The organism is Limnothrix sp. FACHB-1083 (assembly GCF_014696485.1).
Taxonomy (GTDB): domain Bacteria; phylum Cyanobacteriota; class Cyanobacteriia; order CACIAM-69d; family CACIAM-69d; genus CACIAM-69d.
Map to the genome: position 1 here is coordinate 37,832 of NZ_JACJQD010000012.1, position 26,391 is coordinate 64,222.

Sequence of the window (26,391 nt, forward strand, 5' to 3'; positions counted from 1 at the left end):
GCAGGCAAACGGGATCGGGTCGATCGCCCCAGACAGAAGATTCAGGGGGCGATCGATCCGCAGAACTCACACCTTACTCGTCGTCAAACCCTTCACGGGCAAACACTTCGTAAGTGGGACGGGTGGGCGCACGACGAACGCCGGGGATATCGATCATCAGGTCTACCTCCACATCGCGGCTGGTGCCGTCGTCTTGGATTTCGCTCTTGTGGACGGCAATATCCAAGCAGAGGGATTGCAATTCGCGCATCAGCACCTTGAAGGATTCCGGCGTGCCAGGGCGCGGGATCGCTTTGCCCTTCACTATGGCGTTGAGGGCTTCGTTACGGCCCTGCATGTCGTCGGACTTGACCGTCAGCAGCTCTTGCAGAATGTAGGCGGCCCCAAAAGCTTCCAAGGCCCACACTTCCATTTCCCCGAACCGCTGACCGCCTTGTTGGGCCTTACCGCCGAGGGGCTGTTGGGTCACCAGCGAGTAGGGGCCGGTGCTGCGGGCGTGGATCTTGTCATCAACCAAGTGGACGAGCTTCAGCATGTAGCCCTTGCCGACGGTGACGGGGCGATCGAACGGTTCCCCTGTCCGGCCGTCATAGACCGTGATTTTGCCGGGATTCGTCGGCTCAAACAGCCAGTCCTTGCCGGTTTCGTCGCGGGCTTCCTGCAACTTGCCATGCACCGCCAAGCGGGAGGCTTCTGCCCCGTACATTTCGTCAAAGGGCGTGACCTTGAAACGCATCCCCAACTGCTCACCGGCCCAACCCAGCAAGCACTCGAACACCTGACCGACGTTCATCCGGGAGGGCACCCCCAGCGGGTTCAGCACCACATCGACCGGGCTACCGTCGGGCAAGAAGGGCATATCTTCCACAGGCAGGATCTTGGAGATGATCCCCTTGTTGCCGTGGCGACCGGCCATCTTGTCGCCCACTTGGATTTTGCGCTTCTGGGCCACGTAGACGCGCACGACCATGTTCGCGCCGGGGGGCAGCTCATCGCCCTGTTCTCGGGTAAATACCCGCACATCGACGACGCGACCCTTTTCGCCGTTGGGCACGCGCAGGGAGTTATCGCGCACGTCCCGGGCTTTTTCACCGAAGATCGCCCGCAACAGTTTTTCTTCCGGCGGTTGATCCGATTCACCCTTGGGCGTGACTTTCCCGACCAGGATGTCACCGGATTCCACCCAAGCGCCGATCCGGATGATGCCGTGCTCGTCCAGTTGGCGCAGGGCATCTTCGCCCACGTTGGGAATTTCGCGGGTGATTTCTTCGGGGCCGAGCTTGGTTTGGCGGGCTTCAATCTCGAATTTTTCGACGTGGATCGAGGTATAGACATCCTCGGCCACCAGGCGCTCACTGATTAGGATTGCGTCTTCGTAGTTGTAGCCTTCCCAGGGCATGTAAACGACGGTGACGTTTTGCCCCAGGGCCAGTTCGCCGCCTTCCGTGGAAGAGCCATCGGCCAGCACTTGCCCGGCCACCACGCGCTCGCCGCTGTAGACCAAGGGCCGCTGGTTGAGGCAGGTGTCTTGGTTCGATCGCTGGTACTTTTGCAGCTCGTATTCCAGGATGTTGCCGTCTGGATCCTTGACGCGGATTTCCTTGGCGGACACGTAGACCACTTCCCCGGCGGTGCGGGAAACGATCACCATCCCCGAGTCACGGGCGGCCTGGGCTTCCAAGCCAGTACCCACCAAGGGGCGCTCGGGCCGCAACAGGGGCACGGCCTGCCGTTGCATGTTCGATCCCATCAGGGCCCGGTTTGCGTCGTCATGCTCCAGGAACGGAATCAAGGACGTGGCTACCGAGATAATCTGCACCGGGGAAACGGCGATGTAGTCCACCTGGTCGGGACTGGTGGTGGTGAATTCCTGGCGGTAGCGCACGGGCACCGATTCCCCGAGGATGTAGCCGTTTTCGTCCATGGGCACATCCCCAGGAGCTACGCGCACATCGTCCTCTTCGTCGGCGGTCATATAGATCGGTGAGCGATCGAGCCGGACGCGGCCATTTTCCACCGGGAAGACCGGGGTGGTGATGAAGCCGTAGGGATTAACGCGGGCATGGGTGGCCAGGGAGCCGATCAGACCGGCGTTGGGGCCTTCCGGTGTTTCGATCGGGCAGATTCGGCCATGGTGGCTGGGGTGAATGTCCCGCACTGCAAAGCCCGCCCGCTCCCGGGTCAGACCGCCGGGGCCGAGGGCGCTCAGACGGCGCTTGTGGGTCAACTCCGCCAGAGGATTAGTCTGATCCATGAACTGGGACAGTTGGCTGGAGCCGAAGAACTCCTTAATCGCCGCCACCAGGGGTTTCGGGTTGACCAAAGAAGCGGGCGTTAGGGAATCCGCATCGGATACGGTCATCCGCTCGCGAATGATCCGCTCCAGCCGGTTAAGGCCCACGCGCACTTGGTTTTGCAGCAGTTCACCCACGGAGCGCACCCGGCGGTTGCCCAGGTGGTCGATATCGTCGGTGCTGCCCAGGTCAAATTCCAGATTGATTAGGTAATCGATCGCCGACAGAATATCCTGCGGGGTCAACACGCGCACCGTGTCAGGAATGTTCAGGTGCAGCTTGCGGTTGATCTTGTAGCGGCCCACCTTGCCCAAGTCGTAGCGCTTGGGATCAAAGAAGCGCGAATCTAACAGTTGCTGACCACCCGAAACCGTCGGCGGTTCGCCCGGTCGCAGCTTGCGGTACAGCTCCATCAGCGCTTCTTCTTCGGAGAAGTCGCCTTCTTTTTCGATCGTCCGTTGGAAATATTCCGGGTGACGCAGCCCATCAAGGATTTCCGCCGTCGTCCAGCCCAGGGCCTTCAGCAGCACTTGGGCCGACAGTTTGCGGGTCTTGTCGATCCGCACCCAAACCATGTCGTTTTTGTCGGTCTCAAACTTCAGCCAAGCGCCCCGGTTGGGAATCAAGCTGGCAGAGTAGGTGCGGCGACCGCTCTTGTCAATTTCAAACTTGTAGTAAACACCGGGGCTACGGACGATCTGATTCACGATCACCCGTTCCGCGCCGTTGATGATGAAGGTTCCCCGTTCCGTCATCAGGGGCAGATCGCCAATAAAGACTTCTTGCTCCTTGATTTCGCCGGTTTCTTTGTTGATCAACCGGGTCGGCACATACATTTGCACCGAATAGGTGGCATCCCGCCGCTTGGCTTCATCAACGTCGTATTTGGGCCGCTTCAGCTTGTAGTTTTTGCCGATGAAGTGCAGCTCCAACTTGCCGGTATAGTCCGTGATCGGGGAGAAGCTATCAAGTTCTTCGATCAGGCCTTCTTCGAGAAACCAACGGAAGCTGGCCCGTTGAATTTCAATCAGGTCGGGCAGCAGAAACGAAGGGGTCGTGGTCGCGAGTTTGTCGGTCATGCGTCTCCTGGGGGCGGTGATGCCAAGTGCAAACCCGTTGGCAGATGGAACGCGGGCAGCAAAACAGCAGCAAAACAACGGTGACCGGGCTTGGCAAGGGGCAAATCGCAGGGGCGATCGCCCGGCCCGGCTGCGGGGCCCTAGGCGAGGGCCAGGGCGGGAACGGTGGGTTCGATCGACTGGGGCAGTCGGAACAACTGGCGAGCATTGGCGCTGGTCTGCTCACCCAGGGCGATCGGATCAAGATTCCGCAGGGCGGCTACCTGGTTGAGCACTGAAACCACGTAGGCCGGTTCATTGCGACGACCGCGATGGGGAACGGGAGCCAAAAATGGGCAATCCGTTTCCACCAACAGGCGATCGAGCGGCACTACCTTGGCGGATTCCTGAATGTCTGGGGCATTCTTGAAGGTGACCGTGCCGCTGAAGCTAATGTGAAACCCAAGCTCCACAAACTGCAATGCCTGCTGAGGGGTACCTCCCCAGCAGTGCAAAACTCCCGCCGGACAACCCGGGCGATCGCGCAGAAACGCAAGCATTTCCTCAGCAGCGTCGCGGCAATGGATGATCACCGGCAGACCCAAATCGCTGGCCAAATCAAGCTGGGCCCCAAAGGCCGCCAACTGCACTTGATGGGCCGTTGATTTATAGAAGTCGAGACCGGTTTCACCAATGGCCACCACCTTCGGATCCGATTGAGCCAAGGTGCGAATTTGCTCGCCCAACGCCTCTTGCCACTGATGTTCCGCCTCCAGTGGGTGTAGCCCAACGGCGAAAAACACTTCAGGGCAAGCCTGAGCGATCGCCTGAATCGCCCCAAACTCGCCCGGATGCACACAAGCGTGAACCAACGCGTCAACGCCGGCCGCCAACCAACGCTGGCGAACGGCGCTGAAATCATCACTAAAGTTGGGAAAATTAACGTGAACGTGCGTGTCGATCGCTTTCACGGCGCGTTTACCCACCTCGACTACGGCTAAGGGTTAATGCTTGGGATCTCAGCCCAGCAGTCTCAGTCAGCGATGGACAACGCACCAAGGGTGGCGAGGCCCCATCGCCCAACCAACCCTTAAGCAGCGACAGCCTTCTTCAGGTAGCTGGCCAACTTCGACTTTTTGCGCGCGGCGTTGTTGCGGTGATAAACACCCCGCTTCACGGCCTTGTCAATTTTGCTGGCGGCGTTGGACAGATTGGCTTGGACAGCTTCCAGGGCTTCCGGCGAAGGGTTAGCCGCGTAAGCATCCACCGACGACAGATATTTCTTGGTCAGGGTTCGCACCGCCGACTTATAAGCTTTATTACGCAGTCGATTACGCTCTGCGATCTGAACGCGCTTGATTGCAGACTTAATATTAGCCACGGTCGATCTCTTAGGATTTCGATTGCAACGTTGACACTAGATTCCCATGCCGGGGCAAGGGGGACACCCAAACCAGAGGATTTGGGTTCTTGCTTGTTTCTCGTGGTCGAGTCTTCCGCGCCTTCGTTCTAGGATGAGACCAGGAAAAGTCTCAGGGTCGCTCCGCAGGCTGACACCGCTACAATGAGCGGTCAAGAAGCATCGGCACTGGTTCCTTGGGCCTGGTGAGTCGTGACGCTGGTGAGCAAGAAAAAATTTCGGCTCTGGCAGTCACCCTTTGGCAAGGCTGGACAAGGAGAGATTGGACGGTGTTGGAACTGCCCGGCGATCCATAATAACACCCACTGCCGGAACTCGTGCAAAGAACTCCGGAATTTTGTTAAAAAATGTTTTAATACTCACCGCATTAGCCCGGCGATCGCGCCAGAATCCCGATCGCTTTTTAAGCCTTGCTCTCAGGAGCCAAGGTTTTCAGGCTGCCGAGTGTTTCTATAATGATGACTACGCCGATCTCGTCGGTAGCCACGGGGCGCTGCGAGGTCGCCGAATTGGACGACCAGGACGCGAAGACTCCATGTTGCGAATTATTACCGAATTGGCCGAGGCCCGGTCGGAGCTACGGCGGATTTGCGATCGCACCCACGATGAGCAGGTGACGCATAAGGAAGCCACCGTGCGTCAGATCCTCCAAACCGTGAAGCGCCAAGGCGATCGGGCCTTGCTAGCCTACACGGAAGAGTTTGACAAGCAGATTTTAACTGCCGAGCAACTTCGCGTCACGGGGTCGGAACTGGATGCGGCCTACCAACAGGTTTCCAAGGAACTCCTGTCGGCGATCCAACTGGCAAGCCGACAAATTGAGGAGTTTCACCGGCTGCGCGTTCCCAAAAGCTGGGTGCAATTTGGCGATCGAGATGTGGTCTTGGGCAAGCGCTACACGCCGGTCGATCGCGCCGGTCTCTACGTTCCCGGTGGGCGGGCTGCCTATCCCAGTACCGTGCTGATGAATGCGATTCCGGCCAAGGTGGCCGGGGTGGAGCGAATTGTGATGGTGACCCCGCCGGGCCCCGGGGGTGCTTTGAACCCGGCCGTGCTGGTGGCGGCCCAAGAGGCGGGCGTGACGGAAATTTACCGGGTGGGCGGGGCCCAGGCGATCGCCGCCCTCGCCTACGGGACGGAAACGATTCCGAAAGTGGACGTGATCACCGGCCCGGGCAATGTTTACGTGATGTTGGCCAAGGGGCAAGTCTACGGCACGGTGGGCATTGACTCCCTCGCTGGGCCCTCAGAAGTGCTCGTGATTGCCGATCGCACCGCTGACCCCACCCACCTGGCCGCCGACCTGCTAGCCCAGGCTGAGCATGACCCCATGGCCGCCGCAATCTTGATCACCACCGATGGCGACCTGGCCGGAAAGGTGGTGAACGAGGTCAAGGATCAACTGGCGGATCATCCTCGGCGGATTGATACGGAAAAGGCGATCGCCCATTTCGGCCTGGTCGTCGTGGTGGAAACGCTGGAGCTGGCGGCGGAATTATCCAACGAATTTGCACCGGAACACTTGGAATTGGAAGTGGCGGAACCCTGGGATCTCCTGGAGCGGATTAAACATGCCGGAGCCATCTTCCTGGGCCACTCCACGCCGGAAGCAGTGGGCGACTACCTCGCGGGCCCCAACCACACCCTGCCCACTTCCGGCGCAGCCCGCTATGCCTCGCCCCTGAGCACGGAAACCTTCATGAAGCACTCCAGCATCATTTCCTATTCCGCTGGGGCCCTGTCGTCCGTGTCTTCGGCGGTGCAGGCATTGGCGGAAGCTGAGGGTCTGCCGTCCCATGGCTATTCCGTGAAGGTGCGCACCGATCGCCCCAGTCCCGAACGATAGGGGGGATCAGCAGGCAATTGGGCACTTTAGGGCAATTAGAAGTTGAGATTTGTTGCAGATTGTTACCTGTTGTTGTAACTCTTCATATCCCATCCCCCATCCCCCCAAAGGAGATTGATAGACTAAACAACAGTTTTTTTAAGGCTTTTGATCTTTAGTGATCTTTGGCAGGCCGTTTTTAAAATCCCAGCGCAGCCTTTGATCCCACACAACCGCTGTGCAGTTGTCAGGAAAAAATCGCTGCTGATCATCCCGTTGACGACCCTTCCCTAGCACGCTGATAGATCCGTTCAGATTGCGCCAGTCAGATCGATCCAGATCCTGTTTGGCCCAGTCATCCGCCCAACCCGTACCTCGATCGCACTAAGCAATTCATGGTTAGCACTCCCCAAAAACCGCAAGCCGTCCAGCCGGGAGTCAAAGTTCCCGCCAAGGACACGATCCTCACACCGCGCTTCTACACCACCAACTTCGAAGAAATGGCGGCGATGGATATCTCCGCCAACGAAGAGGAACTCCAAGCGATCATCGAAGAATTTCGGGTGGACTATAACCGCCACCACTTCGTGCGCGATGAGGAGTTCAACCAAAGCTGGGATCACATTGACGGCAAAACCCGCGAGCTGTTCATTGAGTTTCTGGAGCGCTCCTGCACCGCTGAGTTTTCGGGCTTCTTGCTTTACAAGGAACTGTCGCGGAAACTGAAGGGCAAAAACCCGGTGCTGGCCGAAGGGTTTGAGCTGATGTCGCGGGATGAAGCACGCCATGCGGGCTTCCTGAACAAGGCGATGACGGACTTCAACCTGTCGCTAGATTTGGGCTTCCTGACCCAAAGCAAGAGCTACACCTACTTCGCACCGAAGTTCATCTTCTACGCGACCTACCTGTCGGAAAAGATCGGCTACTGGCGCTACATCACGATCTATCGCCATCTGGAAAAGAACCCCGAAGACCGGATTTATCCGATCTTCCGCTTCTTTGAAAACTGGTGCCAAGACGAGAACCGCCACGGCGACTTTTTCGATGCGGTGCTGCGGGCCAATCCCCAATTCCTGAACGACTGGAAAGCCCGTCTCTGGTGTCGGTTCTTCCTGCTGTCGGTGTTTGCGACGATGTTCTTGAACGATCTGCAACGGAGCGGGTTCTACGCGGCGATCGGGCTGAACGCTCGCGACTATGACATCGAAGTGATTAAGAAGACCAACGAAACGGCAGGTCGGGTGTTCCCGATCGTCCTGGATGTGGAGAACCCTGAGTTCTATGAGCGGCTCGATCGCTGTGCCGCCAACAACATCAAGTTGGGTGAAATCGCTGCCTCGAACGAACCGGGCTTTGTGAAGACCCTGCAAAAGTTGCCGTTGATTTTGAACACGGCTTGGCAGCTCATTGCCCTGTTCCTGATGCCGCCCATCCGGGTTGACCAAAATTGGTCGGTGGCTCGCTAGAACTCGGGAATTAGCCCTGATTTGACTGTCATTTCGAGCTGATTGGGTGGCCAGTGCTGAGCATTGGCCATCTTTTTTGTCTCTTTTTCTTTTGTCTCTTTTCTGCGTTTTGATCGCTTTTTCTGGCCCATTCGGCCGGTCATTTGCGCACTATCAAGCAATGATTCGTTGACCTTCCTAGACAGCGGTAAGGCCGTTCGCTACCCTGAAGTCTGTAGTGACGGCTCTGCCGTATCCCGATCGAGATGGTTCTCTGTGCCTTGCCATGACTGCTTCTAGCACAAAACGCCGCCGCCAACTGCCTTGGCTCCATCGCCACGGTCGCACCGTAATTGCGGGCATCGCCGGAACCGGTTTGGTGCTCACCAGCTATCTAACCGTGGTGAAGTTAACGGGCGCAAAGGCGGCTTGCCCCACAGAAGGGTGCGATCGCGTCCTGAACAGTCCCTATGCCGAGGTGTTGGGGATACCGCTGCCGCTGATTGGAATGTTGGGCTATGGCGCGATGTTGTTGTTGGCGCTGGCTCCCCTGGTAACCCAACAGGCCCGTAAGGATCTGCAAGTGCAGATTGAAGAGTGGAGCGGCTTGCTGTTGGTGGCGGGCGGCGCAGCGATGGCCACGTTCAGCGGCTATTTGATGTATGTGATGGTCTCGGAAATTCGCGAGACTTGTCTCTATTGTTTGGGGTCGGCGTTCTTTTCCCTGTCGCTGTTTGGCCTGGCCCTCAGCAGTCGCCGTTGGAATGATTTAGGGAAACCCATTTTTACGGCGATCGGGCTGGCCATCATCACACTGGTGGGAACCTTGGGGGTCTATGCCACTCCCAGCGGATCCAGTTCCAACGGCTCGGAAATGTTCACCATCAAGACCACTTCCGGCCCAGCGGAAATTGCTTTAGCCGAGCACCTGACCAAAGCAGGGGCGCAGGAATTTGGAGCCTATTGGTGTCCCCACTGCCACGAGCAGAAAGAACTGTTTGGCAAGGAGGCGGCCGCAAAGCTGCCCTATGTGGAGTGTGATCCTAACGGCAAGAACGCCAAACCGGATCTTTGTCGGGCGGCGGGAATTCGCAGTTTCCCCTCCTGGAAAATTGGCGGCAAGCTCTATGAAGGGGTGACTCCGCTCGATCGCCTGGCGGATTTGTCGGGTTATCAGGGCGATCGCACCTTCCGCCAAGGAAGCCTTCAGGAACTGCCAAACCGCGCCGCCCCGATCCCAGAACCCGCCCCTAGTCCTTAAACCCCAATGACTTTCAGCCCAACACCTGAGTTCAGGAGGTTGGGCGTTGTCGATTTTGGGGCCATGATGGGGAGTTGGGCCGGAAATCTTGAAAAATTTGCAAATGCTTCGCCGGATCAGGCAACTTTTCGCTAGAAAAGCTAAAACAGACGGAATTTGCGTCAGCAGCGGCTGATTAAGTCCCCCTGAGCACCACGGAGATGGACACTAGCTCAGCGGGGCCGGATACGGAACGCGGTGAACTCCAAAACTGGGTTCAGGTGCTGGGTGCAGATGCCATTCGATCGTGATCGCGCGTATGAGACCGGAGCTGCCCTAAATTGGCTGGGATTTCCATATTCAAGGCTCGCCCCCCAAAACCGTTAATTAAGCCGTAACGAAGCCAATTCAAGAGAGTGAGGTATCTATACACGATCCTTAATCTCTGAAGCGTTACGATTGAGACCAGGAGCAGTCAGCTAGAATCCAGAAAAGATCGTCAAACATCTTGCCGGGGGCGGCCACTTTTGACCTGGCCCATTTGGCTTGACTCGATCCAGTATTTCCGATCAGGGTGGCGTGCCAACGGCTATTCGCGATGTTCTGTTTAGGCATTCTGTTTAGGCGTTCTGTTTAGGCGTTTCGTTTAGATGCTCCGTTTAATAGTCCTCGTGATTTGATTACTCGATTTAATCACCCAAGCTTGATCACCCATCGATCAACCAACCCTGATCACTCTTGAGACCTCTGACAGTGGCTGCTATGCAGATTTGTCCCCAGTGCCAATGTGAAAACCCTGATGACAACAAGTACTGTCAGCAGTGTGGTGCCTCGCTCGATCGACTGCTCTGTCCGGAATGCGGCACTGAGAATCCCGTCGGTCAGCTCACCTGTAGTGACTGTGGCGAGGCGATCGGGACAGTTCTGCAAGCTCTTTTGGTGCCGCCGGAACCGGATGCCGCTTGGCCAAATCCCCCCGAGACCAATGATCCCGACCAGCCTTTTCTGCGCTACAAGCCCTTGACTCCGATTCGGGCAATTGATGCCAGCGCCCAATATCAAACCCAAGTGCTGGATCAACAGCCCTATCGACTGCGATTTTTCGATCGCTGGTTGCACCAGCCGATCGAGGGCGACGCGGAACCCACCTTGCCCCCCAGCTCTCAACCCGCCACTTACGAACTCTCGATCGAGTCCCAGATTCCCTCCATTGCCCAACCCTATCTGCTGCTCGATTCACAACTGGGCCAACGCTTGCCCCAGGTCTACGACACCTGGCAAGGAGAAGGCTGGCAAGTTCTATTGATTGAGGATCGATCGGACTGGAAATCCCTGAGCGATCTGTGGCGAGATCCCGACACACCCACCCTGCAAGTCCTGCACGATCTCTACGAAATGCTCGACCTTTGGGAAGAGCTAATTCCCGTGCAATGTACCGCCAGTCTGCTGGTGCTCGACAACCTGTGTGTTGACGAAGACAGCGTTCTGAGCCTCAAGCGTCTGCATGACCCCACCGCGCATCCGGAGCAGCCCACCGCCGCCAGCAGCCTCACGCACTTGGGCGAAGCCTGGCTACAGTTGCTGACCCAAGCGGAACACCCAGGAGCCGACTCCCTAATTAACCTGGCTCAACTGATTGCTCGGGGTCAGTTCACCAGCCCCGACGTGGTGCGCCAGCACCTGCGGCTCATTGCCGACAACTTGGAGCAAAAATCCCCCGTAGCGGCGATCGCCGCCACCAGCCTGAGCGAAAGCGTGGCCATGCCTTCTAGCTCGGTTGTTCCTAACGGTGGCAATCCGCTCGCTAATCTTCCCCTCAGCAGCCTGCGGGATGACGATGAGGACGATACGCCCACGATCGTCCTGCCCATGAAATTGTCGAGTCTGGATGAGGCGGGGCGCACCGATATTGGTCGCCAGCGCGATCACAATGAGGACTACTTCGGCATTTACACCAACTTCCAGCGCCTGGAAACCCCCAACGGCAGGACGGTTCGGGCCCACAATCTCTATATTCTCTGTGACGGGATGGGGGGCCATGCCAGCGGGGAAGTGGCCAGCCACTTGGCGGTCAAGACCCTTCAGGACTATTTCCAAACCAATTGGCAAACTGAAATGCCCCCGATCGAGGCCATTCGAGAGGGCATCTTCATTGCCAATCAGGCCATTTACGACGAAAACCAAAGCGAGCAGCGATCGGGCAGTGGACGAATGGGAACCACCCTGGTTTTAGTGCTTGTCCACAACTCCAAGGTGGCCGTGGCCCACGTGGGAGACAGCCGGCTTTATCGGCTCACCCGCCGTCGGGGTCTTGAGCAAATCACCACCGACCACGAAGTCGGACAGCGGGAAATTCAGCGCGGCATTGACCCCGATGCCGCCTACAGCCGCCCCGATGCCTATCAACTCACCCAAGCTCTGGGCCCCCGCGATAACACCGGAGTGGATCCAGAAATCCAGTTTTTGGATCTGGATGAAGATGCTCTGTTGTTGCTCTGTTCCGATGGATTGAGCGACAACGACTTGATTGAAACCCACTGGCAAACCCACTTAGCCCCACTGATTAGCTCTCGCGCCAACCTTGACCAAGGGGTTTCGCAACTGGTGGAGCTGGCAAATCAGCACAATGGCCATGACAACATCACGGCCCTGCTGATTCGAGCAAAGGTGCAGCCCAACATGGACAGCATGTTGATGTAGAGCTGGGCGCTGCTTGACGTAGAACTGGGCACTGAACTGGGCCAGTCGGCCAGGCTTCCTCAATGGTTTAACCAACATCCAGGAAGCCACGGTCGATCGAACGGGGAGCGGGCTGAGTTCCTAGAGACTAAATTCCTAGAACAGAGTGATCTTGGGATTTTCATCGATGCGAACGGTGAGCGATCGCTCGATTTGCCCTAGGTATTGGAGCTTCGAGATCCCACCCTCAGGATGAGTGACCGATCGCGCACGGATGGTCAACGAAGGCTTACCCCCCACTCGTCCAGGGGAGTAGAGGTCGATCGCGGCTTGCTTGAGGGTGGCCACCAACGCCTCCGCTGGTAAATCTGGCGAAACGGCGATCGTGGCGAGGGTTGCTCCCGTGTCATAAACCAGTTGGTAGGGGGCGGCTCCCTCAATGCGCGGCCGTTCCCGGAGGCTGAGGCCAAAACCAAACAACCCCGCCGCCACCACGATCGTGAACGCGGTGACTCCCACCAGTCGAAATCGCCAGGCCCAGCCCAACACAAACGCCAAAATGGTCAAGAGCAAAAACAGACCATCGGCCACCAAAGTCCACTTGGCCCCCTCGATCGCCAGTTCCGTCAGCCCTTTGCCATTCAAAAGTTGACTGAAATCCATCGCTTGCATTCCCCTTGTCTTCGCTATTTTTTGTCTTCGTTGTTTTTTAGATTGGCTATCTTTCAGATTTAGCTGTCTTGCAGATATTGAGCTTTCAACATTCTTTTGGCTATTACGAGAGTGCCCGAAAAGTAGCCTGAGGGGCGAACCAATCGCCAACAGTTGCGGGGGCAAGAAGCTTCAGCCCCTTGTCTGGGCTGGTTGATGAAACCCACAAAGCAGTAGTTTTGGCTTTTCAGACATCCTCTAATGGGATCTTTGAAAAGTTGGGAGTGCCCAAAAGTTGGGAATACCCAAACAAAGGGGTGGCTCACTGTCCACCCCTCAGACTCTATCGGTTTTGCTTCCACCGATGCAAGCGCACCACATGAGCGCAGCCGAATCAGCGCAACCGATTAGCTCCTCTGCATCTTGGCGATCGGGAACCGTTCTGCGATTTGGCCCCAATCCCCAATGGCTCAGGTTTTAATCGTCATCACCCTTGCCGAAGCGCTTACCAATACCGGGGGGCAGGGTGTCAAACGTCCGCTTGCCACCAACGATCTGTTTCGCCAATCCGGGCGGCAGACCCAACAAACCACCGCCCAAGCTGATGTTGGTGATGTTCGTGATGTTGGTGATGTTCGTAATATTGGTGATGTTCGTCACGTTGGTGGTGGAACCGCTGAGGCTACCACCCGTAGTGCCGCCGCCTGTGCTGCCGCCTGTGCTGCTACCGCCGCCCGTGCTACCACCCGTGCTACCGCCCGTGTTGGTGTCCGGCAGGCCAAAGATGCGGAAGTTGCTGGCAACCAATTCTGCTTCGGAGTAGATCTTCAGCGAGAAGCCCGAGGAAACCTTGACGATCGAGAAGAAGTTGCCATCTTCGTCGCGGCCCTTTTGGGTCACGGCTTTCAGCACATCGCCACCGGACTTGAAGCCCAAATTCGCCGCCAGGGCAATTCGATCGTCCTTCGTAGAGAAGTCATAAATCGTCGCTTCGCCGGTCAAGGGGTCGATCGAGCTGCTGCCCGTCGTGGAACCGGTTGTGCCCGTGCCCGTCGTACCCGTACCAGTTGTACCTGTGCCCGTGCCCGTCGTGCCCGTCGTGCCCGTACCAGTTGTACCCGTGCTCGTCGTACCCGTGCCCGTAGTCCCGGTGGTGGTTCCGAGCGTAGTCCCCGTGGTGGAAGTCGAACCCGTCGTGCCGCCCGTGGTCGATCCGCTCGTGCCGCCCGTCAACGAATCAGAACCCGTAGTGGCCGTCACATCCAACTTGCCAAACAGGAACACATCCTTACCAGCGCCACCCCACAGGGCATCCTTACCGTAGCCACCCTCGATCGAGTCGTCACCTTCGCCACCCAGGATCGAATCATCGCCCTGATCGCCCACCAGGATATCTTTGCCAGCGCCACCGACAATAAAGTCATTGCCATCGCCGCCAAAGATCAGGTCATCCCCAGCATTGCCCGTCAGGATGTCATCGCCACCGAAGCCAAAGATCTTGTCATCGCCACCCAGGCCATTGAACACATCTTTGTTGGAACCACCCCGGAAGAAATCATCTCCCTCGCTGGGCCGGTCAGACAAAGGCGAATTCGTGAAATCTGCATCCCGTTTTTCCTTGATGCCGAATTCTAGGAAGTGCTTGAACAGGTTCTTGACCTGTCCGCCCTTGAAGGCCTTGGAAAGGTCTTCGTTGAAGTCCAGGTAAAGGTCTTGGTTGAACTTGGGTGAAGGGCTGAGACCCTTGGCAAAACCAACCGCTTGGAAGTGGGCAAAAGCGCTGCTGAATTGGCCGCTGGCAACCGCCGCTGCGGCATCCGGATTGGCTTCCAGATAATACTTGCCATCAAAGAATGTGCCGCTGTTGCGTCCTTCCTTGACCCCAACAGTCAAGAAGTGCTTGTAGCTGTAGGAAAACGACAGATTGTTGAACAGAATGAACCCGTCAACATCACCGTTAGTCTTCAGGTATTCATTGGGGTTGAAGAAGTAGCTGCCCACCCGCCGTTCTTGAACACCGGCTTTGATGAAGTGTTCGAAGGCGCTGCGGAAGCCGCTAGCTTTCAGCGAAATCTTCAGGTCAACGTTTAGCTCCAGATATGCCTTCGGATCGAAGACCAACGAAGGGGCCCGATCTTCAAACTGTCCAACCGTTAGGAAGTGCTGATAGGCGCTCTTGATGGAGCCACTTTGCACAGCGGCGACCACATCAGGATTTTGCTCCAGATAGAACTTTTCGTCGAAGCAAAGGGACGGGTCGATCGCGGCTCCCGTTGTGGTTCCGGTGGGATCGGGGGTTGTACCCGTGGTTCCAGTCGTGCCCGTGGTACTCGTGGTTCCGGTCGTGCCGGTCGTGTCTGTGGTTCCGGTCGTACCAGTTGTTCCAGTCGTCCCGGTGGTTCCCGTTGTGCCCGTAGTCGTGCCTGTGGTTCCGGTCGTTGTCCCGGTGGTTCCGGTCGTGCCCGTGGTTCCAGTCGTGCCCGTGGTTCCAGTCGTGCCTGTGGTTCCAGTCGTGCCCGTGGTTCCGGTCGTGCCTGTGGTTCCAGTCGTGCCTGTGGTTCCAGTCGTGCCCGTGGTCGTCCCGGTAGTTCCCGTGGTCGTCCCGGTGGTTCCCGTCGTACCGGTCGTGCCCGTGGTTCCCGTAGTTCCGGTGGTTCCCGTCGTGCCCGTGGTTCCGGATGTGGTGGTTGGGGTGGTGGAAGTTGGAATAACTACAGTGTCCGTGGTGGGTGTTGTAGCCATGGTTGTTGATGTCCTCAGATATTGCTGATTAAGTCCCTAGATCTCGACTGGATGAGACAGATGAACGGGCTTGTTCACCTGCCATTTCGATCGCAGTCCATGGGCTGGGCAATCGTATTTCGAGCGATCGGGAAACAATGATTTGCTGATGGTGCGTTATTTCACAGCCCACAGCCTGCATCGAAATAATTGCGATACACCCAAATGCTTAGGATTGAAATTTCCTATAGCCGATCGATTCAGGTCAGTTACTGAGTCGATCGGTTTGCTGTTACGAGCTTTTGGCATCTCTGCCTTGTCAGACGAAGGGTTCCCAAATTGGTTCCCGTTCAATTTCTAAAATTCTGGATATTTTTTTGCATGGGTCTGTGACCATAATTTTTTTGAATTACTGTGAAATGCATGATAGTTCCCGCAGAAAGTTGGGTAATCTAAGAAAATTTGCAAGATTATTTTTAGCGGAATTTTTTAGGATCACAACCGCAAGACTCTGCTGCAAGAGAGCGATTCGAGCCTGGCAATAACTCCCAACTTCTACAGGATGATTGACTGCGAAATCAGACGCTTATGCCAGGTTGAAAACCGGCTAATGGCCCCGTGACTGTTGACCCTAATTTGCTGATCCCTCTCTTTGCCCAACCTTTGCCCAAACTGATGTTCTGAAGGGATGCTTGGGGTAGGGTGGAATGGGCAGTTAACCGGATGCGCCGGGCTTGTGGAGTTGCACTGTGGATCGGTTGGACTATCGTGGAGCGCTGGTGGTTTTGGCGGATGGGATGGGGGGACAGTTGGGCGCGTTTTATCGATCGCTCCTGGGAGATCCGGTGCGATCGATCGGTTCGGGCTATTGGGAATTTGGGCTAACGGGCGGTCTGCGCTTAGGAATTTTTCGGCCCCAACCCGAACAGATGGAACGCTTTCAGGGCGCAACGGGGGGCTTTTGTCTCTGCTTGGAAGTGGTGAATTTGGATCAAGCGATCGCCCTGGTGAGCGATCGGGGGGCCACCTTGGCGGGGCCAGTGCGCATTGCGAGCCACGGCCGGGAAATTGACGCGATCGACCCGGCGGGGAACCGTTTGATTCTCTATGAGCCAAATGAATTGGCGAATTCTGGAATTAAGAATTCTTGAACTCAAGGACTTGAACTCAAGGACTTGAACTCAAGGACTTGAACTCAAGGACTTGAACTCAAGGACTTGATCGACAGCTATTGATCAAAAACTAAAGAACTGAGCCACTGGCGGCCAAAACTTGCTCGATCGCCCGAGCAGCCCCATCCTCCTCCACAGACGGCGCAACCCATTGGGCGATCGCCTTGACCGGTTCCGGCGCATCCCCCATGGCCACCCCCAAACCGGCATAGGCGATCGCTTCCGAATCATTGAAGTTATCGCCCACAAACATCACCTGATCCGGCCGTAAACCCAACTGTTGCTCCGCCAAGTGCCGCAGTGCATTGCCCTTGTTCACATCCGGGTGCGCCACCTCCAAAAAGGTGGACACGGACGTGGTGAGGTAAGCTTCCTGGGCACAGTAGCGCTGGCGCAGTTTTTCCAAAAGATCGCGGGTTAAGTGGCGATCGGGACTGAGGGCCAACACCTTCGTGGGTTCGGGGCCCTGAGCCAGCACTTGCCGCAAATCTCCCACTTCGATCGGGGTCACGCCCGTGCGATCAGCATAATCTTGGCTGGCCGGTGTCAGTTGGCGAATCAGCAAGCGATCGTTCACATACAAATGCACCGACAGGCGATCGCCCCAGGCCGGCTCCTCCAAAAAGTCAACCACCTCCCGCGCCACAGTCCGATCCAGCGGGCGGTGAAACAGTGGCTTGGGCTTAGGGCGATCGGCCGGTTGGCTGTGGTCGGGTTGATCCATCCAAGCCCCCTGATAGGCAATCAGCGGTAGGGGGGTTTGAATCTCCCGATGAAACCGCAACGCCGAGCAATACATACGCCCTGTGGCAATGGTGACAGCCAAACCCCGAGCCTGAGCCGCTTGGATCGCGGCCAGAACCGGGGGATTAATTTGGTTATTTCGACCCGCGATTGTGCCGTCAATGTCCAACACAATCAACCGAATTGCACGGGCCAAATGATGGGGAAATGGCTGCTGTCCGCCACTGCCCGATTGCCAAGCTTCTGTAAACACCATCGGAAGGCCCCTCGCCCTGAAGTCACGGCTTGAACGCTCCAAAGTCTAACGCTCTCCCCAGGGCCAAACCTAGCCAAGAACGGTCTCTGGCAGGGGGAGGGCGATCGAACCATGGAGCATTCAGCAACTACGCGCAGCCGTGGGGCTAGGCCGCAATGGCGCATCGGGAATACATCGATGGTGAGTCTACGAGTCCAAACAGTGGATCCGCCAAAAACCCAAACTTGGGTCGCCACACCACTCGCAACCATCCACAGCCTTCGCTAAAGTGGTTGGTCGCGAGCATGGCCACTATTGCGGATTGGATCCAAAAGGTTCTTGGCCAACGCCAAGGTTTTCATAACTCCCTTCCAGGGAAGCCCACAGGGATTGCAGTTCATGAAAAGCTTCCTCGGGTGAGAGCTTGCCGTTGGTCTCCAAGTTGCAAATGAAGCCAACTCGTTGGGCAAACTCTTGGAGGTTCGCGTTAAAGACCAAATTCTCGGGGCGAACTACGCCGCGATAGGTGGAGCAAGGAGCGATAAAGGTCGCATGGTCTTTCATGGGATAACCTCCAGGTCATACACGATTTGTGAATGGACGAAGAGGCGATCGCGAGCTTCCGGAAGATGTTAGAGCAGAGGGTTAAGGTCTGATTGCACCTGGTTGGAGGATAACGCTGGGCGATCGCGGTAACGGCGTGAGTTGGGCGCGAACGAAGCTCCCTTAAGGGCTTCTTAACCTAAGTTTAACCTAGTTTTGGAATTTTGGGCCTGAATTTGGAAAATTTGTCAAGCACCTGACCTGAACTGGACTGGGTTAAGGTTTTGCACCCGATCAAGACATCAATATTCCAGGGAGAGACTAGATTCCAGGGAGAGACTAGGGACTGATCGGAAAAAGATCCGATCGCTGGAGAAATTGATTAGTTTCAGCATCCCTGAAGTTGCGGAGAAACACTGCGATCGCGATCGTCCTCCAGCCCGATCGACATCATCACGCCCCCCTTGGATTTTGGTTTTGCACTCTGGGCTTTTCGCCCTTGGCTTTTTCTCCCCTCAGTCCAGCCAATCAGGATCGTTCAATGCCTGATTCACCAACGTTTCAAGCGACGTTTCCGTTAGGGTTGCAGGGCGCGAAAAGCCGAGAACAATTAACCATCATGGAGGAAACCAGGGCTTTTCGATGGGCCAAGGCCCAGTTCCTTAAGGATTCGAGACGATTCGTCAAAAAGATCGGAAAGCTCGGGAATGGTTCTGATTATTTCGGTTAACCGTGAACCATCGCGGAGAGCCTTACGGGCCGTGGCGATCCACTGAACTCAGCTCCCCGTTTGCCCTCTAAGGCTGTCCCGTTGTCAATCAATTCCTATCAATCGCCATCGAAATCCAACGATTGATGGCGACAGTATTTACAATTGGTTACTAAGTAACTGGTTCAGGCAACGTTCGCCATGACTTCAGCGATGACTCCTGTGTTTGATGCGACGGATCCCAAACGGGCCACGATCGAGGCACGGGCAGTGGCAGAGGATGTTTCCGCGCCGGTATCGCCAAATCAGGGGCCCACCGACGACGAAGACATCGAAACCTATCGATCGCCCCACTACGACCCAGACGCGATCGACGCGGCCTATCGAGGACGCTGGTGGGCGGTGCTGCAACGGGCGATCGCCGTTTTGTGGCCCTGCTTCATGTTTGCCTTTGCGATTTGGCGCGATCGCCAGAGCAACCAAGTCAAGCGCAACGAAGCCCGCCGCGCTCGCCAGTTACGAGAATTACTGACCCAGTTGGGGCCCGCCTTCATCAAAGTGGGCCAAGCCCTTTCCACCCGACCCGACCTCGTGCCGCCGGTTTATTTGGAAGAGTTGACCCAACTGCAAGATCAATTGCCAGCTTTTCCAAATGAAATTGCCTACCGATTCATTGAGGAAGAATTGGGCGATCGCCCCGAAAATTGCTTTGCCGAACTCAGCGAAAAACCCGTTGCCGCCGCCAGCCTGGGGCAAGTCTATCGCGGCAAATTGAAAACTGGGGAAGCCGTTGCCGTGAAAGTGCAACGCCCCGGACTCACGGAGCAAATCACACTTGACGTTTACATCATGCGTGGCCTTGCCAAATGGGCTATGAAAAATGTCAAGCGACTGCGGAGCAACCTAGTTGCCATTACCGATGAATTTGCGGCCCGCATTTTTGAGGAAATGGACTATTCCCAAGAAGGGCACAACGCAGAACAATTTGCCAAGCTCTATGGCTCCATGGCAGAAATTTACGTGCCCAAAATCTATTGGCAATACACCGGCAAGCGGGTGTTAACCATGGAGTGGATTTCGGGAACAAAGCTCACCAATTTGAAAGAAGTGGCCGCACAAGGCATTGATGCCACCCACTTGGTAAATGTGGGGGTGCAGTGTTCTCTGCGGCAATTGCTGGAACATGGTTTTTTCCATGCGGATCCTCACCCGGGCAACCTGTTGGCCATGCCCAATGGTCGATTGGCTTATCTCGATTTTGGGATGATGAGCCGAGTTAAAAAATATCAGCGCTACGGACTGATCGAAGCGGTGGTTCACATGGTGAATCGCGATTTTGCTCGATTGGCAGAAGATTATGTGAAGCTGGAGTTTTTGACTCCTGACACCAATTTGGAGCCAATTTCCCAAGCCCTATCCGGTGTGTTTAGCAATGCGTTGGGATCGAGTGTTTCGGAGTTGAATTTCAAAAACATCACCGATCAATTGTCAGGGGTGATGTATGAATATCCGTTTCGAGTTCCGGCTTACTATGCCCTGATTATTCGATCGCTGGTGACCCTTGAAGGGATTGCGATCAATGTGGATCCGGAATTCAAAGTGCTCAGCAAAGCCTATCCTTACATTGCCAAACGATTGCTCACGGATCCGGCTCCAGAACTGCGGGCTTCGTTGCAAGATTTGCTGTTCCGGGAAGGAGATTTTCGTTGGAATCGGTTAGAAAATCTGTTGCGCAATGCCAAGGACAGTGCTGATTATGATCTCAATGAAGGGATCGATCGGGCAGCGGAGTTTCTGTTGTCGGAGCGTGGGGAATTTATTCGCCAGCAGGTCGCCAGTCGGTTAGTGGAAGCGATCGACGCGGCGGGCCAAAGTGCTTGGCGATCGCTCCTGGACAATTGGGGCAAGTTCCTGAACCGCAACCCAGGCAGTCCGGCAAGTTCCAACCCGGGAACCAACCCCAGCGACCCACGTGAAACCCTGGAGCGGTTGCAACGCATTTGGCAGTTGCTTCAGGAAACGCCTGGGTTTGATTCCATGAAGCTGTTGCAGTTGGCGGCGCGGATTCTGGTGCGGCCGGAAACCCAGCAGTTGGGTCAACAGATCGCCGGAGAGTTAGCCCAACGAGCGATCGCCCGGTTGATTCGGGAGGTGTTGGTGGCGCGATCACCCCAGCCAATGACCGATTCCAAGGCGGCCGTCCCGATCGCAGCTCTGCGTTAGGCAATCATCGGGAAAATTTGGATCCCTTGGGACTGGTGCTCAGGGTTACTTGAGGCTTAATTGAAGGGTTACTTGAGTAGAAGGCGATTGCTCGATCGGGCGATCGCCTTCTACGTTCAGAGCGCGATCCTCAGTTACCCGGCGACCCCGCAGTAGCTCGCCCAGCATTGGCTAACCTAGCATTCCTTATTCCTTGAGGGTCACCGTTGAATTTATTTCATATGAATTTATTTCATAACCCAATAACGATAAAAAGATAAAAGACCATCAACGGTTAAATTAAGAAGCGGTTGGCTGGCCGATCGCCACTCCTCCCGAGACCCGATCGCCCCAGCCCCAAAAACCGCACAATTAAATCAATTCACTCGATCGATCCCACATCGCTTGAAATCGCGTCGAGATCGCATCGACTGAAATCAACCGCGAGCGCCTGCGAATAACTGCAAGCACCTGGAATCACCCGTCCTTCAAGCGATTGATTGAACTCAGGGAAGCTAGGGCAACTAGGGCAATTAACGCAACTAGCGCAACTAGCCCCATTCGTGGGCTGGCGTTTGAATTTGAAATTGTTTTGAGAAAATTTGAAAAAAGGAGATCAAGCCGTGGTGGTTGCTGCACCGATTGGGGTTGAAGGAACAACGGATCGATCGACGGCGATCGATGTGTTGATTGTCGGCGCGGGTTTAACGGGCTTGAGCGCTGCCCACCGCTTGGTGAATCACCCGGGCAACCGAGGGCGATCGACCCTGGTGGTGGAAGCGCAAAACCGTGTGGGCGGCAACATCACCACCCGATCGGCCGATGGGTTCCTGTGGGAAGAGGGGCCCAACAGCTTCGCCCCCACGCCAGAGCTGCTGAAACTCGCCGTGGAAGTGGGGTTGAAGGATGAGCTGGTGTTTGCGGATGGCAAGCTTCCCCGATTTGTCTACTGGGACGGTCGGTTACAAGCCATTCCCATGAGTCCCGGCGCATTTTGGAATTCCACCTTGCTGAGCGATCGGGGCAAAGCCAGACTGCTGTTAGGTGCGGCGGGTTTTGTGCCCCCGATCGTGGGTGCAGCCATTTCGGCAAGGGGCGGCGAAGAAACCGTCCGTGAATTCTTCACTCGCCACCTGGGTCAAGAAGCCATGGAGCGCCTCGTGGATCCCTTTATCTCGGGGGTTTATGCCGGAGATCCCAATGCCCTCAGTGCTTCGGCGGCCTTCCGCAAAATGGCCGCCATGCAAGCGGCCGGTGGTGGCTTGGGAGCCGGGGCGGCGCGAATTCTCTGGGCTAAACGCCAAGCGGCCAAGCAAGCGCCCCCAGCCGATCCCCGCTTACCCAAGCCCAAGTCCGGGGAGTTGGGATCCTTCCGCGAGGGACTGCAAGCTTTGCCGGAAGCGGTGGCAAGCGGTTTGGGCGATCGGGTCAAGTTGGGTTGGCAGGTGGCAGCGATCGCCCGTGATCCCCAAGGTACTTACCAGGTTGCGATCGCCAGCCCCGATGGCCCCCAACAGATCACGGCTCGATCGATCATTCTGGCCACCCCGGCTCCGGTCACGGCTCAACTGCTAGAACCCCTCGCCCCCCGAGCCAGCACCGCCCTCAACGCCATTCCCTACCCTGCCGTTGCCTGCGTGATTTTGGCCTATCCCGAAACCGCCTTTGCCCAGTCTCTGCGCGGCTTTGGCAACCTGATTCCCCGCAGCCTGGGCCTGCAAACTCTAGGAACCATTTGGGCTTCCAGCCTGTTTGCGGGACGCGCTCCCCAAGGTTGGGCCCACCTAATCAACTTCATTGGCGGCGCACAAAATCCCACCCTGATCCACAAAACCGAAGACGAAATCGCCCAAATGGTTCATGCGGACGTGCGGCGGATTTTGCTGAAACAGGACGTGCCGCCCAAGGTGCTGTCGGTCAAACTCTGGCGACGGGCAATCCCGCAATACACGATCGGGCATGGGTCTCGCCTGGCCACCTTGCACCAGGAGCTTCAGCATTGGCCTGGCCTCTTTGCTTGCAGCAACTATGAAGGCGGCGTAGCGCTGGGTGATTGCGTGCGCCATGGTTGGGAACAGGCCGACGCGATCGAGCAGTTCCTCGGCAGTCGAGTCTAGGCAGTCGAGTCTAGGCAATCAGCCCCTACCCACCCGATCGGGAGTCTATTTTTGGATTTTGGATCGCGTTGAATTGTTTTGAATTACGTTCAACCATTTCTCAAAGGGCGCACAGTTCTCCTTTCGCTGTGCGCTCTTTGTTCTAATACCTGCGTTCTAATAGCTGCTGGTTGATCCCTACTTGTTGATCCCTACTTGTGGATGATTGGTTGATTATTGGTTGTTGATCCCTGTTTGTTGATTGTTGTGCTTTTGATGATTGTTCTGGCTATGTTGCTGATTTTTCTAGTTTTCATGTCTAGATCTGCCCTTAAATTCATTTTTTAATTCGTTTATTGATTGATATTGTTCATTTTCTTATCTTTTTCACAGATTTTTACGATTTTCCTAGCTCCTAGAGAACTGTTGACCAACTCGCCAACTAGTTCACGGCCATTTCACCGGTCGGCCCTTAGCACTCCCATTTTTAGGCGACTGCATTGGAACTGCTACTCGTTTAGTCGTTACCGTTTATTGCGTTCTGATCGACGAAAATTTGGCTGATTTGTGAATTTTTATCGCGAAATTTCAAGAATTCTCAAGCTTATTAAAGGTTAGTTGCAAAGCCAGGCCTTTCCCAAACACCCAGCTAAATCGGGATGGTAATTTGGGACAGCACAGCCGCTCATTAGCGGTTCTTATTAGTGCCTTTTGTTTAAGAAATCATCAAGGGAAAAAACCATGCAACCCGAGCAAAAAGATTTGGTCACTGGTGTTATTTCCGCTGCCGTTGGAGCCGGTGTGGCGGTGTCCTTCGCGGTAGCGTTCGGCCAAAGCCCCTGGATCGCGATGGGCATTACGGCTTTTTCGGCAGGTGTGGCCCTGTTGGTCGATCGCACCGGCTTGATGTAGTCGCCTCGCTGCGGTCTCTTTTCCTAAAATACGGCTCCCTAAAACAGGGAAAGCTGATCGTTTTGGGAATTGTTTTGGGATCCGAGGCGATCGCCCCCAGTCTGATTCCTGCCCATTGCTGCCGCGCCTTCGGTGATTGATAACTGATTCCAAGGCAACGGGGCGATCGCGGCCACGGCCGGAACCGTCGCCGCCTCTAGTAAAGCCTGAAACTGGCGGGCCGTGTGGGGCGAATGCTCCTCGATCGGGCAATGGACAAAAAAATACAGTTGCACCCCTCGCTCCAGCCAGCGCAACACTCGATCGCGCCATTCCAACAAATAAGCCTCATTGCGCCAGGCTTCCGGGTGGGAAATGAACCGGACGATCGCGAACTCCGCCGTTACACAGGCTTGCAGCGGCAAATCCGGTTTGCGGCGCTGGGATTGCCGTTGGGGATCGTCCCGGGCCAAATCCAAACCCCGATAAATGGGCCGCGTGTCCAACACCACCCGACCAATCCCCAGCTCTCGTAACCAACCATTGAGGCGATCGCGCCAATGGGGCAAAAACCAATCCCGGTGACGCACCTCCAAAGCCAAAGGGACATTGGTTGACTGTCGCCATCGGCTCAAAAACTGTCGCAGATCTGCGCTCTGGCTGGGGCCGTAGCTAGGAGGAAGCTGGGCAAACAAGGGCCCGCACCGATCGCCCAAGGCCGCCGCTCGCTCCGCAAAGGCCAACGCTGCCGGCCCGCGATCGAGCAAGGGCCCCAGATGGGTCACATCCCGAGGCAACTTCAGGCAAAAGCGAAATCCATCGGGAACCAATGATCCCCAGCGCTGCACCGTGGCTGCCGTGGGCACACCATAAAACGTCGTGTTGCCCTCAACGGCCCAAAACCGCTCGCCATAACAACGCAGGGCTTTTTGCCCCGAAGTTCCCGGCGGATACACCGAACCCACCCAACCGGGATAAGACCACACGGCACAGCCGAGCCGAAATTGCCAGTCGATCGCCATACCCTATTGCTATACCCTCTATTGCCATACCCTATAGATCCTTCAAAATAGATCCTTCAGAGTATCTTGCAATCATTGCTTCTCCAAAATGTCCCACAATCCTCCAGGGGGCATGACCCGTCACGGGTCAAGCGACATCCAAATTCAGTAGCCCTCGCCCATAGATCAACTCCCTATTAGTCGCAAGCCCAATGATCCTGGCAAAATTACGCTCAAAGACTGACTGTGATTGATTTGTGTTCGTTTGGGTTTATAGGGTCTGAGTCGCATTGATTGTTCTGAAGTTTAGGAAACCGTCGTTCAGAAAATTCTTGGCGATCATTGTCGAGAAAAGTCAAATTTTTCAGGATTTTGAGCTTATTTTGGGCAATTTTTGGGAATTTTAGAACTTAGCCCCTATTTGCGCCTCTTCCATCAACCACAAGCGCAGAACCATTTGGTAATGGTTGATTCACAGTTTCATCCATTACCCGAATCAGTGCATTTCTTCCGTAAAAACCCTGAAATCAGACTGCGGACATTAATCTCAAGACAACTCTATCCCCCAGGACAAGCCACCATCAGTAACACGCCTTAAACGCAGGGGCCAGAAAAACTAAGAGGTCAGAAAAACAACAAGGATCGGAAGTATAAATTGTTGTTGATGGCAACACCAACTGGGTCAGTGACCCAGCAAACTTGCAAAGTAGTTCAGGCAGTTTCAAGGAGTTGAAAAATGAAGCAGGCCTCGATCGCGAGGCCGCGTGCTGGGAGAAACGCGGGGATGGATCAATGCAATAGTGACTCTGGAGTTAACCGATGTTTGGACGTAGCAAAAAACTAATGCCGTCAGTGACCTATTTGGCTGAGGGAAGTGATTTTCAAGGAAACTTAAGAGTCCAGGGCGGTTTACGGGTTGATGGTGCGGTGCGGGGCACGGTGGAAGTGAATGGGGATTTGGAGATTTCGGCGACTGGCTCGATCGAAGGGCCCGAGGTCAAAGCCGGCAACATCATCATTCACGGCACAGTGAAGGCCAGTATTGTGGCCGAAGGAAGTCTGACCCTAACGCGCACCTCGCGCTTGGAGGGGGACGTGGTGGTTAGCGCCTTGAATATTGAGGCGGGGGCTTTCTACGTGGGCCACATTGTCACCAAGGATGCCAACCTATTGCCCGTCGCTCCGCCGATTCCCAAATTGGTGGGCCGCAGCGAGTAGGGATTTCCAGGGATTTCCTAGGACACTAGGCAAGGTGAGAGGGGGCACCATGCCGTGAACAATCCATCAACCATTCAAAAACAACTGACCAACGACCGGGCCCCAATCGCCGTCGGGACTACAGATCCTACTGACCATTGAGATCATCGAGATTGGGTCTATCTCCTGGGGTTAGCGGTTCAGCCTCAACGACTGCGGCTTAACCCTAGGAGATAGATCCAGTTCTCTTGAGGGGGGTGTGGGCTTG

The 26,391-nt window shown here is 55.8% G+C and carries 19 protein-coding genes; 10 read left to right on the top strand and 9 right to left on the bottom strand.

Features of this window, described 5'->3' with window-relative positions; translation table 11 throughout:
* Window positions 1–73 precede the first annotated feature (73 nt).
* From rpoB to rpsT, 3 genes are all read right to left on the bottom strand, one after another.
* On the bottom strand, window positions 74–3,373 hold the full coding sequence (gene rpoB / locus H6F46_RS15080; RefSeq protein WP_099534590.1) for a DNA-directed RNA polymerase subunit beta: 3,300 nt from the start codon (window positions 3,371–3,373) through the stop codon (window positions 74–76).
* A 140-nt stretch (window positions 3,374–3,513) separates the two neighbouring features.
* The gene (locus H6F46_RS15085) at window positions 3,514–4,323 is read right to left on the bottom strand and encodes a TatD family hydrolase (RefSeq protein ID WP_099534599.1); all 810 of its coding nucleotides are present in this window, start codon (window positions 4,321–4,323) and stop codon (window positions 3,514–3,516) included.
* Window positions 4,324–4,442: 119 nt separating this feature from the next.
* Window positions 4,443–4,733: a 30S ribosomal protein S20 gene (gene rpsT, locus H6F46_RS15090; RefSeq protein ID WP_099534589.1), complete on the bottom strand. Its 291-nt coding sequence runs from the start codon at window positions 4,731–4,733 to the stop codon at window positions 4,443–4,445.
* A gap of 574 nt (window positions 4,734–5,307) precedes the next feature.
* Between rpsT and hisD the strand changes: the two genes are divergently transcribed.
* The 4 genes from hisD (at window position 5,308) to H6F46_RS15110 (ending at window position 11,982) form a co-directional block, all read left to right on the top strand.
* Entirely contained in the window at window positions 5,308–6,618 is a 1,311-nt protein-coding gene (gene hisD / locus H6F46_RS15095) for a histidinol dehydrogenase (RefSeq protein ID WP_099534588.1), read from the top strand.
* 374 nt (window positions 6,619–6,992) lie between these two features.
* Window positions 6,993–8,063, top strand: a complete 1,071-nt coding sequence (gene acsF / locus H6F46_RS15100) for a magnesium-protoporphyrin IX monomethyl ester (oxidative) cyclase (protein WP_099534587.1) — start codon at window positions 6,993–6,995, stop codon at window positions 8,061–8,063.
* 265 nt (window positions 8,064–8,328) lie between these two features.
* Window positions 8,329–9,303, top strand: a complete 975-nt coding sequence (locus H6F46_RS15105; protein ID WP_190355560.1) for a vitamin K epoxide reductase family protein — start codon at window positions 8,329–8,331, stop codon at window positions 9,301–9,303.
* 741 nt (window positions 9,304–10,044) lie between these two features.
* The gene (locus H6F46_RS15110) at window positions 10,045–11,982 is read left to right on the top strand and encodes a serine/threonine phosphatase (protein WP_190355561.1); all 1,938 of its coding nucleotides are present in this window, start codon (window positions 10,045–10,047) and stop codon (window positions 11,980–11,982) included.
* Between the two features lie 135 nt (window positions 11,983–12,117).
* Here the strand turns inward: H6F46_RS15110 and H6F46_RS15115 are convergent, their stop codons facing one another.
* Both H6F46_RS15115 and H6F46_RS15120 read right to left on the bottom strand, forming a co-directional pair.
* Window positions 12,118–12,624, bottom strand: a complete 507-nt coding sequence (locus H6F46_RS15115) for a Ycf51 family protein (RefSeq protein ID WP_190355562.1) — start codon at window positions 12,622–12,624, stop codon at window positions 12,118–12,120.
* A gap of 465 nt (window positions 12,625–13,089) precedes the next feature.
* A complete protein-coding gene (locus H6F46_RS15120; protein ID WP_190355563.1) occupies window positions 13,090–15,354 on the bottom strand; it encodes a calcium-binding protein in 2,265 nt (754 codons plus the stop codon).
* A gap of 728 nt (window positions 15,355–16,082) precedes the next feature.
* On the opposite strand from H6F46_RS15120, the gene H6F46_RS15125 reads away from it, so the two are divergent.
* Complete coding sequence (locus H6F46_RS15125; RefSeq protein WP_199291598.1) at window positions 16,083–16,484, top strand: VOC family protein; 402 nt, start codon at window positions 16,083–16,085, stop codon at window positions 16,482–16,484.
* A 91-nt stretch (window positions 16,485–16,575) separates the two neighbouring features.
* Here H6F46_RS15125 and H6F46_RS15130 read toward each other — a convergent pair whose 3' ends face one another.
* The 3 genes from H6F46_RS15130 to H6F46_RS15140 form a co-directional block, all read right to left on the bottom strand.
* Window positions 16,576–17,505, bottom strand: a complete 930-nt coding sequence (locus tag H6F46_RS15130; protein WP_190355564.1) for a Cof-type HAD-IIB family hydrolase — start codon at window positions 17,503–17,505, stop codon at window positions 16,576–16,578.
* A gap of 145 nt (window positions 17,506–17,650) precedes the next feature.
* Window positions 17,651–17,791 (bottom strand): hypothetical protein, encoded by a 141-nt coding sequence (locus H6F46_RS15135; protein WP_190355565.1) that lies wholly within the window; start codon window positions 17,789–17,791, stop codon window positions 17,651–17,653.
* A 5-nt stretch (window positions 17,792–17,796) separates the two neighbouring features.
* Entirely contained in the window at window positions 17,797–18,048 is a 252-nt protein-coding gene (locus tag H6F46_RS15140; protein ID WP_099534583.1) for a hypothetical protein, read from the bottom strand.
* Window positions 18,049–18,526: 478 nt separating this feature from the next.
* Between H6F46_RS15140 and H6F46_RS15145 the strand changes: the two genes are divergently transcribed.
* The 4 genes from H6F46_RS15145 (at window position 18,527) to H6F46_RS15160 (ending at window position 23,946) form a co-directional block, all read left to right on the top strand.
* Entirely contained in the window at window positions 18,527–18,757 is a 231-nt protein-coding gene (locus tag H6F46_RS15145; protein ID WP_190355566.1) for a hypothetical protein, read from the top strand.
* 180 nt (window positions 18,758–18,937) lie between these two features.
* Window positions 18,938–20,959 (top strand): AarF/ABC1/UbiB kinase family protein, encoded by a 2,022-nt coding sequence (locus H6F46_RS15150; RefSeq protein ID WP_190355567.1) that lies wholly within the window; start codon window positions 18,938–18,940, stop codon window positions 20,957–20,959.
* Between the two features lie 605 nt (window positions 20,960–21,564).
* Entirely contained in the window at window positions 21,565–23,055 is a 1,491-nt protein-coding gene (hemG, locus tag H6F46_RS15155; RefSeq protein WP_370567166.1) for a protoporphyrinogen oxidase, read from the top strand.
* A gap of 720 nt (window positions 23,056–23,775) precedes the next feature.
* Window positions 23,776–23,946: a hypothetical protein gene (locus H6F46_RS15160; protein WP_190355568.1), complete on the top strand. Its 171-nt coding sequence runs from the start codon at window positions 23,776–23,778 to the stop codon at window positions 23,944–23,946.
* Window positions 23,947–23,984: 38 nt separating this feature from the next.
* On the opposite strand, the gene H6F46_RS15165 is transcribed toward H6F46_RS15160, so the two are convergent.
* Entirely contained in the window at window positions 23,985–24,947 is a 963-nt protein-coding gene (locus H6F46_RS15165) for a DUF72 domain-containing protein (RefSeq protein ID WP_190355569.1), read from the bottom strand.
* A gap of 798 nt (window positions 24,948–25,745) precedes the next feature.
* Between H6F46_RS15165 and H6F46_RS15170 the strand changes: the two genes are divergently transcribed.
* A complete protein-coding gene (locus tag H6F46_RS15170; RefSeq protein WP_099534580.1) occupies window positions 25,746–26,144 on the top strand; it encodes a polymer-forming cytoskeletal protein in 399 nt (132 codons plus the stop codon).
* Window positions 26,145–26,391: the final 247 nt, after the last annotated feature.